Below are 13,480 nucleotides of genomic sequence, written 5' to 3'. Positions count from 1 at the left end.
GCCCACCGGTGCTGGCTGGGATCAACTGCTCCTGGAGCCGGAGCGGTTGGAGGCTGTCACTGCTGGTAGCTACAGTGACTAGTGGGTCATTGCTGCTGATGGCGTACGGGGGAGGACCTGGTGTTTCCGAGCGATGGTGGCGTGGCGGCGGGGGCGTCCTGGGTCTCCGGCTTGTTCGACGCGGCGCGGGGCGCTGCCGCGGACGTGGCTACCGAGCTGTCCTCTTTCACGAAGTTCCAGAAGCGTGTTGATGACCTGATCCGCGATCTGAAGGGTTCGCAGGCGGGGCCGGAGAAGATCGGCCAGGAACAGCTCGTACGCCATCAGCTCGGTGGCGGGGACGCGGAGTGGGCGGAGGCGGCCGGGCTGTTCAGCGCGTACGAGACGGTGATCACCGAGTTGGAGACGCTGTCGAAGTTGTTGTCCGACTCGATGGAGGGCATGAACATCGCCGTGCTGGCCTCGCACAAGGGCTACCAGAACATCGACCTGGACATCCGCGACCGTATGGCGGCGATCAGCGCGGAAACGACGAAGCACTACGGCGGTAGCTACGACCCCGGCCTGCCGAAGCAGAGCGACGGGACTGCCGACGGTGGCGGGACGACGCCGGCCGACGACGCGGGCGGCACCATCTGATGCGACTGACGAGCGTGGGGGAGTCCTGATGCCCAGCAAGGGGAGCGGCGGCGGTACGTCGTTCGAGGACATGAGCCACGAGCAGATGCTCCAGTGGCTGGACCAGGCGAAGGCCGGGACGGTGCAGGCCGCCGCCGACCGGCTGACCGCGGCGGCCAAGGAGATCCGGAAGATCGCCGAGGAACTCAAGGTTCGCCCGCAGTACGTGGAGTGGAAGGGCGAGGGCGCGGACGCGTTCCGCACCTGGAGCGGGGACCTGGCCAACGCGACCCTGCGCCTGGGTGACTTCAGCGAGGAAGCCGGCGAGTGGCTGGGGCGGACCTCCGGGGCGATCGCCACGGCTCAGGCGTCCATTCCGCGTGACACGAAGGGCGCGCAGGCGAATCTGGACGCGGCGAACGCCGCGCGCAATGATCCGGACGCGGCGGCTGTGAGCGACAAGTCGCGGAGCGAGCTGGAGGCCTTGGCGGCGGACCGGGAGAGGGTCCGGCTGGAGGCGGCTGCGCAGATGCGGAAGCTGGGGCAGACGTATGCGTGGTCTGCCGTGCAGATGGAGGGGTTGGAGCGGCCTAAGTTTCCGCCGCCGCCAGCTGCGATCAAGCCGCCGGAGGATGTCAGGTCGGAGGACCTAGCGCGGCCGGGGACTGGGAGTTCCAGCGGGGCGAGCGGAGGCGGTACCGGCAGTGTCGGAACCGTAGGAGTGACGCCTCAGCGGCTCGAGACAGGGCCCTCCGCCAGCCGGGTGCCGTCCGAGGACGTGCGGCCGTCGGTGACCGAGCCTGTAACACGGGTCAATATCGACTCGGTGTCCGTACTTCCCGAAGTGCACCAGCCGTCCCCGGGGCCGTCGGGAGGAGGCCAGGTAACCGGTCGTCCGGACACCGGTGCGCCGCCGCTCACGAGCGGCACGACCCCGCCGCTTTCCAGCGGTGCTTCGCGTATGCCCCCCTCAGTCACGAGCGGGCAGGGCAGGACGGCTTTCGGCGGACGTATGCCTGCCCAGCCCGGGCAGGCGGTTCCCGGCTCGGCACCCGGCCGCGGAGTCACGGAAGCCGGTCCGATTCAGGGCCGGAACATCCCAGGTCCCGGTATGGCTTCCGGCAATACCGCTCCGGGTCAAGGCGCGGCATCCGGCCGCGGTGTTCCGGCCAATTCAGGAATTGTCGGCGGGCGCCCCACTACGACGCCTGTCACCGGCAGGCCGACTGGCCGACTGCCTGGCGGAACAGTTGTCGGTGGCGAGCCTGCAAGCAACAGCGGTTCGATCGGCCGCGTGCCGACAGGACCGGTAGGGCAGCCGGTTGCTCACCCTGCCAGTCCTGCCTCCGGTCGTTTCGCGCCCACGCCGTCCCACGGCGGCATCGTCGGCGGCACCCCGCAGCAGACGGGCCGCGCCCCGGCTCGCCCCGGTGCGCCGGTGCCGTCCGCACCGACGCGGGGAGGGATCTCCGGTGGTACGCCCAGCGAGGGCAGCACTCGGAGAAGCGTTCGCGGCGGTCCAGCTGGGCCGACAAGTGGTGTCCGGCAGGGAAACCAAAGACAGCAGTCCGGTCACCGCAACGAACCGCCGACCGCCGACTGAACCCAGGGATATGAGAAGGACGTACATGCCCATCAGCAGCACTTGGCACAGGGGATTTCGGGCTGTGGCCTCAGCGGCCATCGGCCTATTGCTGGTGGGCGGTACGGCACTTCAGGCGCACGCCGACTCCGCCCGTTCTCAGCAGTGGCACCTGGATGCCATGCGCGCCGAGGAGATGTGGCGGACGAGCACCGGCAAGGGGGTCACCGTTGCCGTGATCGACACCGGAGTCGAGCCTGACAACCCCGACTTGAAAGGGCGGGTGCTCGACGGGAAAGACTTCGCGCCATCGAGCCGCGCCGGCGACGAGCACACGGACTATGACGGCCACGGCACAGGGATGGCTGGACTCATCGCTGGTACCGGAGCGTACGGAGGCGGAAAGGGCGCGTTCGGCCTTGCACCGGGCGCAAAGATTCTTCCCATCCGTGTGCCTGCGGAGACCGAGGACGCCATGGGCTTCGCGAGGCCCGCGTATTTCAGCAAGGCAATCCGTTATGCGGCAGATGCCGATGCCAAGGTCATCAACATCTCCATGGCTTCGGTTGTCAGTACCTCGGAGCTCACTGCTGCGGTGAAGTATGCCCTTGATCAAGGATCATTGGTCTTCGCGGCGGTGGGCAATGACGTCGACAAAGGCAACCCCGTCTTGTATCCGGCCGCCACGCCCGGTGCCGTCGGGGTTGCGGCGGTGGGCAAGAACCTCCGCCGTGCTTCCTTCTCCGAATACGGCCCGCAGGTGGACATCGCGGCTCCGGGCGCAGACATGGTCCACGCCTGCGGTGGCAAGACGGGCCTCTGCAAGACCAGCGGCACCAGCGCCGCCACCGCCCTCGCCTCCGCCAGCGCCGCCCTGATCTGGTCCAAGCACCCGACGTGGACCAACAACCAGGTCCTGCGCGTCATGCTCAACACCATCGGTGCCCCTACGGATGGCGCAAAGCGCAACGACTCCATCGGCTACGGCATCGTCCGGCCTCGGATCGCGCTTCAGAATCCGGGCGACCCGGGTGCCGCCGACGAGTACCCGCTCCCGGACCTCGCAGCCGCGGCTGAGGCATCGACCTCCCCGTCCGCAAGCGCCCCAGCCAGGGCGGACGCAACGTCTCAGGAGACGGACGACAATCCTGCGGCCACAACCTCATCCTCCACGGGCAGCAGCAGTGCCCTCTGGATCGGACTGGGAATCGGCTTGGCCGTGCTGATCGGTGGCGCCGTGGCGGCCCTCCTGGTCGCCCGCAGACGTCGGCCGGCCGCCGCGCTGAGCCCGCTGCCTCCCACTCCTATGACTCAATCGCCTTATGGCAGCACGGCGTCCACCCCGCCTGCCGGCGGACCGTTCAGAGGCGGGCCGCCCAACCCAGGAGACCACGCCTGACCCGAAGCACCGGCGAACCGCTCCAGGCGCGCGGCGTCCCTCGCCGGGGTTGTGGACGTAAGGTCCGAAACCGTGAAGGCGTGGTGCGCACGCGCACTGTGTGACTCCAGCCATACGGCGTCATGCTAGGAATGTTCGATGGCGTAATGGGGAGTCGCAGGACGCTCGACTGATCGCAATCACATACGGGGGAAGGGGCGCGCCAGATGGCGTGGGAAGAGTGGGACCAACTAAAGGCCGACGCCGTGCAAAGGCAGTCGACGCAGATGCAGCTGAATCAGCTTCCTGCCGACGGGGGCGGCAGTGGTGGGGGCGGCGATCTCATTGTCCGCGATGACGAATTGGGCAAGCTCGGCAACATGGCGTACGACCTGCTGGAGAGGTTCCGCGTGGATGCGGACCTGGCGCGGCCGAGCACCTTCACAGCGTCCATCGACCTCTTCAACGACGGCCTGGACATGGGCTCCGCACTCACCGAGCTGCACGATGCCTGGAGCACCCAGCAGCAGACGCTGTACGAGGCCTGCGCCCACATCTCCAACCATCTGGACTTCACCCGTGCCCAGCACGCAAAGGACGAGGCGCACGTCGTGACCGGTATGCGGAACGCGGCAGGCGACCTGATGACGGTCTCGCGCATCAACGAGTACCTCAAGTAGCGGCAACGGGGCTGACGCAGATGGCGACGGACACACTGACCGCGCAGGAACTCACGGATCTGCGCCTGGGCACACTGAACACCGCGGTATCCGACTGGAAGACCATGGTCGGCCGACTGGAACGGCTGGCCACCGGCGGCGACGGCGAGGTCAGCGCGACAGACCTGGAGAAGAGGGCCAACGCCGCGAACTGGAAGGGCGTCAACGCCACGGTGTCGCGGGAGTTCGTCACGAAGACCGCCGCGCAGTTCGCGGACGCGGCCGCCGAGGCCAAAAGCGTGCTGGCGGTTCTGCGCGACGCGCACAGCGCCTTCACGAAGCACAAGCAAGACCTGCGTGCGGCCACCGATGAACTGGCGAAGAGCAATATCTACGTCAACGGGAACGGGAAAGTCGCAGCCTCGGTACCCTCCGGCGCGGCTGCCGGTAACGCCGACATCCACAAGCCCACGGACGAGGAACTGGACGCCGCCCAGAGCAGGATCACCAAGATCCTCTGGGAGGCGACCGAGACCGATCGCATCGCGGCCCGTGCGCTGCGCCAACTCGCCAAGAACAAGTACGACTTCACCGACCAAGGCCCGAGCAGCCTGAAGGACGCCGATCGCGACCAGGGCAAGGCAGATGCCGACTACTGGCGCAAGGAGGTTGCCAAGGGGAACGTCGACGAGTGGAGCGAGGAGAAACTCGCCCGCTTCAACGAAACCCTCAAGAACCAGCGCGACAACCCCGGCTTCACGGAGGCCTTCGCCACCGGCCTGGGAGCGGACGGCACTCTCCAGTTCTGGCGCGACCTCGCCGCCCCGCCCGGAGGCGCGGTCGAGGGCGACCGGGCCAAGCTGATGGGGCACGTGCAGGACAACCTGAGCATGGCCCTCGCCAACGCCTCCCACAGCGACAGCCCGCAGATGGCGGACTGGAAGAAGGACGTGATCGCGTCCGGCACCAAGATCTTCCCCGTCGACCCCGCCATGCCCATGGGCCCGAACGGCTTCCAGGTGATGAGCAGCCTGATGGGCAAGGGCAAGTTCGACGACGACTTCCTGCACGACTACGGCGACGCCGTGCTGAAGTACGAGCGCGAGTACCCGGGCGAGCCTGGCGTGGCCTGGCGGGACACCACGAACCTCAGCTACCCGCCGACCGACGAGCCCAACGACCCCGTCGCCGGCTTCATGGAGGGGCTCAGCCACAACCCCGAGGCATCCCTCGAGTTCTTCAACGACTCGACGACGGCTGGTGGGAAGACGCTCGACAACTGGGACTATCTGGTGGCCAAGGGCGACGACGCGCGCGAGTGGCCGCTGGGCGAGGACGGAAAGGCGCTCGGGCATGACGCGCTCGGGCACGCGCTCGAGTCGGCGACGATCGGGGTGCCGTACGAGTCCGACGCCACACCGCCGAAGCATTCGGCCGGCGGTGCGGAACTCTTCAACAGGATCGTCGGAGAGTTCGGGAAAAACCCCGACCGGCTCGACGACTCCCCAATGAGCGACAGTTTCGGCCACATCTCCGCCGAGTACATGCGCGACATCCAGGACGGGATGAACAGCGGCAGCGATATCAAGACGTACGGCAGCAACGCGAATCTGGCCGGACTGAACGAGGACGGCACTCTCAAGAACTTCATCGGAGCGGTAGGCAAAGACCCGGACGGATACGGAGCCATCCTCAACGCCCAGCAGGCCGTCACCACCGAGCTGATCAACGGAACGTTCGAGAACCGGGAACAATTCCACGAGCTGTCGCCCGAGGTGAACAACCAGGTCCGCCCGGGCGCGGAGATCGCGGGAATCCTGGCCGAGTCCCGAACCCAGGCCGTGTACGACGACAAGATCGCCTCCGATGCCGAGTTCAACGAAGGACTCGCCACCGCGGACAAGTGGGTGGGGCGCGCCATAGATATGGGACTCAGCAGGTTCCCCGTCGCAGGAGACGCGGCAGGCATGATCATTGGCGACATTCAGGCGTCGGTCGTCGAGCACTACACCCGTGACTCCAGCGGCGAAGCCGCCGAGGAACGGGACAAGTTCCTTGAACAGCAGCGGTCCCGGTCCGCGGACGCTGTCTATGACGCGACGTACACCGCGGCGAGGGAGGCGGGCATCGACCCCACAAACGCCGACAGCCAGGCCAACTCGGCTAGTGGTGAAGTACGGGACAGCTATGGGCAGGGACGACAGCGGGCGGGAAGCTAGTGCACAAGAGTCGGAAGATCTTCATCGCGGGCGGCATCGTGGTCCTCGCCCTCGCGGCGCTCGCGGCCTGGCGGCTGTGGCCCGCAGACACCGAGCCTGCGGTCGCGGTGCCGGAGCGAGTGTGCGGTGGCAAGCTGCCCGGGACGCTTGCCGCCGAGGTGCTGCCCAGTCGTGGAGCCGCATTCGAAGAGGAGACGGAGAACGGGTTCGAACCGCCTCAGCCGGGCGGCCCCGAGTGCCGGTTCTCCGCCGGAGGCAGAGGCGTCACTGTCTGGTACATGCGGCTCGTCGATGCCGGCTCCGGGCTCGTGGGCCAATGGACTAGGAAGTTCGAACTCCGGGCCGGGCAGAGCGGTTTCGACCCCTTGACTCTCGGCGGTGCGAGTGGCTATTCCGGCAGCCACAGTGCCGGGATCACCTTCAGCTGCCCATCAGCGGATGACAAGGGGGTGCTCGTGATCAGTGTTGAGGGACGGGGCTTCCCTGAGAAGGAAGATGCCGGTATCCGCGAAGGGTTCGCCGCGCTGGCAGGTGAGACGCTCAGGGTGGCCGCACAGGACATCGTGAAGTGCGAGGCTGCCGGGCAGCTGCCGGGCGATCCTCCCGTGATCGACCATTGAGACTGAGCGAACAGCGAGTGCCGCACACGGGAGTGCGCGGCCGTCGGCGGACACTCATCGTCGGTCTGGGCATAGTGGTGCCGGGCGTTCTGGTGGCCCTCGGGTCCTGGTGGTGGCCTCTTCAGCAATCCGCCGTGACCGTGCCCGCAAAGGTCTGCCACGGATCCCTGCCCGCCGACGCCGTTAAGTCCCTCATGCCAGAGCGAGGCGCGAAGTTCCAGGAGAGGAACGCCTACAACTTCGCCACTGCCGGACACAGTCAGGACGCCATGCGGGACTGGGGGCTTGGGCAGTGCCTGTTGACCGGGGGCGGGGTGACCGTGGAGGTCGAGTACCGACTCCTGCAGGGAGGCGAGTACACACGCGACGACGTTGAGCGCGACGCCCACCAGTCCGGCAGCACGCCGCTCACGTTCGGGGACGCGACAGGGTATCTGGACGGCCCAGGAACTCACCTGTTCGTCGACTGCCCGGGCCGTGCGGGCGGTGACGAGCTTCTGGAGATCTCGGTCGTTGTGGGCGGCAAAGGCACGGATGTGAAGGACCGCACCGTACGCGCGAGTGCGGCCGCCCTCGCCGCCGATACCGCCCGACACGCTGCCCAGGACATCCGGCATTGCGCTGGCGCCGAGAGGTTGCCGGGGAGCGCGCCGAGTATGGGGTGAGGCGTACTTGGGGGGATGGGGCGGCGGCTCGGGACATGCGTGGATGGTGAGAATGCGAAAGGCTGCCGTCGGCTCTCTGCGTACTGCTGGTGAGGACGGGGAGCTGCACGTCCGACGACGGGGACGGTAAGGAGACAACTGCTGCCGCTGGAGCTGGGGTTCAGCTCGTGGCACAAGGCCGGCGTCTTCGAGGAGCGGCACCGCATCCTGCTCGCCGAGCTGCATGCGTTCCCGTTGCACTGCGATGATCCTTGGCCATGGATGTCCGGCACAGGTACCCAGTCGAAGGCATAGCTGATCATGGTGAAGACCGGCTCGTAGACTCTGTCCGCGCGGAGACCGGCATCAGCTCAGCTTCGACCGGCGGACAGATGGCGACCATGCCGCGCGCGACGTTAGGCGGGCTAGGTGCCCGGGATCTGGTCGTGTAGCAGCGGCCAGACGGCGGACGCGTCGGCGAGATAGCGCACAGGCCGGACCGCTTCCGCTCTTCGAAGGCGTCGAAGTCGACGAACTGGTCCGCGCTCTCCTAAAGCCAGCGCAGTGCCCGTGCACGATCGTCGGCGCTGCCGCTATGGCCAGCGCGCGCGGTTGATGCACACCTTGCTTTTCAGCCAGCGGGCGTCCCGTACCGGACTGTTGTCGGGGGTACGGGACCCGTTCTTGGCGGCGGCGCGCGTCAGGCGGCGTCTTCGATGATGTCGAGCGGCGGTAGGTGCCGGACGATCTCCATCGTCGCGAGGCTGACCGTCACGATGCGCTTTAGCAGGTTGACGACATAGTGCGGGTCGTCGGACCAGTCGTTGGGGTCGTTGACGATGCCGGACTTCGGGTCGGTCTTCACCTGGTACCGGTCGATGATCCACTCGATCGCAGAACGGGCGCCGAGCTGGTACTCGTAGGCCTCCTCCGGGATGTTCTCCAGCGTGACGTGGTTGTTGTAGACGATTCGCGTCCGATCCTGGACGCCCTTCGTCTTCGGGATCTTCATCTTGGCCACCCGGAAGAGCTCGTCCTGGGACATGTCCGGGCGGGTGTTGCTGAGCGCTGTAACGATGCCACCGAAGGGCTTGGCGGACTCGTAGTTGATGTGCAGCTCGGACAGTTGTCGGCCGGCCTCGGTGAACGCCAGGAAGCCGCGCACCTTCGGGATGCGCGGCAGCGACTTCTTGAGGTCGGCGGCGTAGGCCTCGCGGTATGCGGGGGAGTGCAGTAGCCCGTAGACGTAGAAGAAGATGTCGTCCTTGGTGAGGGTGGGCGCCGTGTCGGCGTACGTTTTGCGGTAGGCGGCGAGCGTGGCGTCGGTGACGTTGTCCACGCGCTCGTAGGCGGCGCCCTCGTCGTCGCCGAACTCGAAGCCTCCTTCTACGGTGAGCTCGCGGTAGGTGTAGCGGGGATAGAACTGACCATTGCTGGAACCCCAGTACGCCAAGTCAGGGAGGTGTTTTACGGCATGGGCGGAGAATGGCTTGTCGGACCCCAGCCCTGTGATGTAAAAGCCGAAATTCTCGTGCTGCGGTGTTGGGAACAACCGACCCATCTGATACACCATGTCATTCAGCCGTGCGTCAAAGACGATGTGCTGCTGGACAAATGGGCGATAGGAAGCGATGAACTGGCGCTCGCGGTCGAACGTGTACCGCACGCCCTTCGCCACGTTCGTCTTGTCAGCCCGGTTCCAGCTGAACTTCTTTGCGTCGTAGTCGATGAACCTTTCGGTGTCGGCCGCGCTCGGTGAACCGAGAGACGCCGCCTTCGCATGCTTGGCGAACCCTTCCACCTGCTCGTTGTAGAAGTCCACCATCGACTCGACGTTCTCCCTGAGCCGTTGCTCGGAGAAGTTGTAGACCCATGGGTCCCGCCCGCTCTTGAGGCCGCTGGAGTACAGGGCGAACACCCCACTCGCCCGCGCGGCCTTGTCTTTCTCTCCGATCGGCTGGAACGTCCCGAACCTCTCGTCCCGCTGGTTGATCCAGTCCCCGTCCGCGTTCGGCGTGATTCGCTGCCACTCCACCGAGTCCAGGCTTTGCCCGCTGATGATGCCGAGCTTGTCCTCACGGCTGAGGTAGTCGCCGATGTCCCGGTAGAACAGCCCGCGTGGCGCGTCCATACGGCCGCCCTTGACCAGGACGACCACGGCCACCGTATTGCGGCTGCCGGAACCGAAGATCTTGCCGCCTTCCTTTCGGGACAGCTCCCCGGCCGTGCGCTGGTTGCCCCGCAGGTTGTAGCAGTAGACCGCGTCGAACTCGTCCGTCAGGCACTTGCGGACGCCATCGGCTGTGTTTCCGTCTATGTACCCGCCGTTGGAGACGAATGCCACGACGCCTTCGTCCTTGATGCGGTCCGAAGCCCAGCGAAAGGCGCGCAGATACGAGTCGTACAGCGAGTTCTTGTTCTTCGCTGTCGACCTGGCCGCGTAGGTCGCCTGGACCCGGCCGTCAAGCGCTTCGTACTTGAGGTTCTGGTTGTCGTCGTTCTGGCTGTCCTGGCCCACCGAATACGGCGGATTCCCCAGCACGACCCGGATGTCCTGCCCTATCTGCTTCCGCGCCCGCTCGCTGTTCCCCGACAACACGTCCCCGAACAGCCGCCCTTCCTCGGACTCCGCAAGCTGGAACGTGTCTGTCAGCACGATGCCCTCGAACGGTACGTACGCGTCCCCGGCGTCAGCCCCCGCCTCCGCGTACAGATCATGAAACGCCGCCTCGATGTTGACCGCCGCGATGTAGTACGCCAGCAACACGATCTCGTTGGCGTGCAGCTCCCGCGCGTACTTGCGCAGCAGGTCCGCCGGCTTGATCAGGCCGGATTGGAGAAGCCGTACCACGAACGTGCCCGTGCCCGTGAACGGATCGAGTACGTGCACGTCCTCGTCGGACAACGACCGACCGAAGTGCCGCTCCAGCGCCTGATCGGCCGACCGCAGGATGAAGTCGACGACCTCGGTCGGCGTATAGACGATGCCGAGGGCGTTCGCGGTCTTGGGCAGCGCCGTCTTGAAGAACTTCTCGTACAGCTCCGTGATGACCCGCTGGCGGCCCTCGTGGTCGGTGATGCCCTCGGCCCGTACCCGTACGGACTCGTAGAACCCCTGAAGGGTCTTCGCCTCCGCCGAGATGGTGTCGTCGTCCAGGACGTCCAGCATCCGCTGCATCGCCTGGGAGACAGGGTTGTGGTCGGCGAACGCGTAGTCCTGGAACAGCGCGTCGAAGACCGGCTTGGTGATCAGGTGCTGGGCGAGCATGTCGATTGCGTTGGAGTCGGTGACGCCAGGGTTTATGTTCGAACGAAGTTCCTCGACGAACTCGCTGAAAGCCGCAGCCTTGTGGGGAACCGTCAGGCCCGCCTTGATACGGGCGACATGCCGCTCCGCGATCAGTGCGATGTCCTTGGCCCACTGCTCCCAATAGGTGCGCTCACCAACCTTGTCGACGATCCTCGCGTAGATGGCCGTGCGCCACGCCTCGTCGAACTCCAAGCGGTCCTGGATGTACTGGGCGGACTGCTGCTCCTTGTCCTTCTTCGCTTGCGCGCTCTCCTGCGTGCTGCTGCCATCCTGGTCGCCGACCGACTCGTCCCCGGCACCGATCGCGCCGATACCGATGGTGTTCGGGGCCTTCTTGTTGAGCTCGATCTGGTTGACGGACGCGTTGAAACGGTCGTCGTGAGCGCGCAGCGCCTGGAGGACCTGCCAGACGGTCTTGAACCGGCGGTTGTCCGCCAGGGCCTCCTCCGGGGACATCCCGGCGGGGACGGCGACGGGCAAGATGATGTAGCCGTAGCGCTTGCCCGGTGCCAGGCGCATCACGCGGCCGACGGACTGCACGACGTCGACGACGGAGTTGCGCGGCTGGAGGAAGAGGACCGCGTCCAGGTTCGGGACGTCTACGCCCTCGGACAGACAGCGGGCGTTGGACAGGATGCGGGCGTTGTTCGGGCCCGGGTCCTGCTTCAGCCAGTCCAGCAGGTCGTTGCGGCGCAGTGTGTTGAACGTGCCGTCGACGTGCTCGACCTCGCAGGTCAGCAGGTCGCCGTCCGCATCCTCGTATGAGGAGACGATCTCGTTGAAGTGGTCTGAGATGGCCTGGGAGTCCTTGATGGAGCGGGCGAATGCGACCGCCCGGCGCATCGGTTCCTCCCCGGGTTCGAAGTGAGTGCCGTCGCCGAAGGTGCCGGTGCGCTTCGCCAGGCCGTTCCAACAGCCGATGATCTTGGCGGCGTCGTCGAGGTTCAGTTCGGGGCCGCCAGCCGCCAGGCCCTTCTGGTAGGACTTGGCAACCACGTCTTGGTCGACGGTGAGGATGAGTACCCGGTAGTCGGTGAGCAGCCCCTGTTCGACGGCCTTCCCGAAACCGAGGCGGTGGAACTCTGGGCCGTACAGGCTCTCATCGTCCATCGACGCCAGCACGGCAGAGGCGTCTTTGGCGTCCGCCTTGGTGTCCTCGTTGTAGATACGTGGGGTCGCTGTCATGTAGAGGCGACGGGCTGCGCGGATCACGTCGTTGTCGTGGACGCGAACAAAGTTCGACTCGTCGTGACCGGCCAGAGTCACACCCGTGGTGCGATGCGCCTCATCGCACAGGACCAGATCGAAGGTGTCGAGCCCCATCTCCTGCGCCTTGGCGATCGTGCCGATCGACTGGTACGTGGAGAAGACCACCGTCAGACCAGCGGGCGGCTCGGCCCCGTCGCCCTCGATCTGGGAGAGCAGACGGGCCGGATCCGTGGTGGCAGGCAGCGCCAGGTCATGCGTGGCCATGTCCAGGTCGTCGGCGTCGACCCGCCCACGGGAGACCTTGGCATCGGAGCAGACCGCAAACGTGCGCAGCGGGGTCCCGGTCTCGTACCTCCATTCCCGCAGGGTCTGTGACAAGAGCGCAATGGACGGGACGAGGAAGAGGACCCGGGTGTGCTTGCCCTGCCCACTCGCGGCCCGCTCGGCCGCCAGCCTCTCCACGATCTTCAGGCCCGTGAACGTCTTACCGGTGCCACAGGCCATGATCAGCTTGCCGCGTTCGTGCTCCTCGAAGCCATGGAACACCGCGTCGATGGCCTCGCGCTGGTGGGGGCGAGGAGACTTCTTGCCTCGCAGGGACAGCTCCACCCGCTTCGCGTCGCCGCTCGCGGGCAGTCGCCACTCCACCGGGCTTGCGGCGATGTCCGACAGTCCGAGACGCTGCACAGGGATCTGCTGGTCGTCCAGAGCCGCCTCAGCGTTCGGCCCCCACCTGTCCGTGGTCGAAATGATCAGACGGTGAGCGAAGCCGCCCTTTCCGGAGGCGGTGAAGAAGGAGTCGATGTCGGCCTTCTGGACTGTGTGATCAGGTTCGTAGAACTTGCACTGGATCGCCCAGAGAGCGCCGGTGTCGCGCTCCTGCGCCACCAAATCGATCCCGACATCCCGCTGGTCTTTGGCTGCCCCAGGCCATTCGCCGTACATCCACACCCGGCTGAACTGCTCGCTCCACAGCGGGTCCGTACTGAGAAAGCGCACCATGAGCCGCTCGAAGGCGGTACCGAGTTCGCGATTCGTCGTCGACTTCTCGCGAATGACCCGAAGGACGTCGTGCACGGTGGTGGACACGGAGGCTCGCTCTCTGCTCAGCGCGCTATGACGGGAGACAGCACCTTGAATGGAGGTGCCCAAGAACAGTAGACCGGGCCACTGACACAAGGGGTCACAAGCCGCTCGGCAACCCCGCGCGGGCCGTGGAAGCCGCCTTGGCACTCGGCACC

General features: G+C 66.3%; 8 protein-coding genes. 7 read left to right on the top strand and 1 reads right to left on the bottom strand.

Going from position 1 to position 13,480, the window contains the following annotated elements; genetic code table 11:
- Positions 1–120 precede the first annotated feature (120 nt).
- The 7 genes from CLM62_RS01800 (at position 121) to CLM62_RS01770 (ending at position 7,741) form a co-directional block, all read left to right on the top strand.
- Complete coding sequence (locus tag CLM62_RS01800) at positions 121–639, top strand: hypothetical protein (RefSeq protein WP_306457877.1); 519 nt, start codon at positions 121–123, stop codon at positions 637–639.
- A gap of 28 nt (positions 640–667) precedes the next feature.
- A complete protein-coding gene (locus CLM62_RS01795) occupies positions 668–2,221 on the top strand; it encodes a translation initiation factor IF-2 (protein ID WP_095748102.1) in 1,554 nt (517 codons plus the stop codon).
- A 25-nt stretch (positions 2,222–2,246) separates the two neighbouring features.
- The gene (gene mycP, locus CLM62_RS01790) at positions 2,247–3,599 is read left to right on the top strand and encodes a type VII secretion-associated serine protease mycosin (protein ID WP_095748190.1); all 1,353 of its coding nucleotides are present in this window, start codon (positions 2,247–2,249) and stop codon (positions 3,597–3,599) included.
- A 206-nt stretch (positions 3,600–3,805) separates the two neighbouring features.
- Complete coding sequence (locus tag CLM62_RS01785) at positions 3,806–4,258, top strand: hypothetical protein (protein ID WP_095748101.1); 453 nt, start codon at positions 3,806–3,808, stop codon at positions 4,256–4,258.
- Positions 4,259–4,278: 20 nt separating this feature from the next.
- Complete coding sequence (locus tag CLM62_RS01780) at positions 4,279–6,456, top strand: hypothetical protein (RefSeq protein WP_095748100.1); 2,178 nt, start codon at positions 4,279–4,281, stop codon at positions 6,454–6,456.
- 38 nt (positions 6,457–6,494) lie between these two features.
- Entirely contained in the window at positions 6,495–7,076 is a 582-nt protein-coding gene (locus CLM62_RS01775) for a hypothetical protein (protein WP_143658893.1), read from the top strand.
- A 134-nt stretch (positions 7,077–7,210) separates the two neighbouring features.
- Positions 7,211–7,741: a hypothetical protein gene (locus tag CLM62_RS01770; RefSeq protein WP_143658892.1), complete on the top strand. Its 531-nt coding sequence runs from the start codon at positions 7,211–7,213 to the stop codon at positions 7,739–7,741.
- 679 nt (positions 7,742–8,420) lie between these two features.
- Here the strand turns inward: CLM62_RS01770 and CLM62_RS01765 are convergent.
- Positions 8,421–13,328 carry a DEAD/DEAH box helicase gene (locus CLM62_RS01765; RefSeq protein WP_218835535.1) on the bottom strand — a complete coding sequence of 1,636 codons (4,908 nt, stop codon included), beginning with the start codon at positions 13,326–13,328 and terminating at the stop codon, positions 8,421–8,423.
- Between the last annotated feature and the right edge of the window lie 152 nt (positions 13,329–13,480).

This window comes from Streptomyces sp. SA15 (assembly GCF_002291145.1).
In the GTDB taxonomy this organism is placed as follows: Bacteria; Actinomycetota; Actinomycetes; order Streptomycetales; family Streptomycetaceae; genus Streptomyces.
This window is presented reverse-complemented; position numbering and strand designations above follow the sequence as displayed.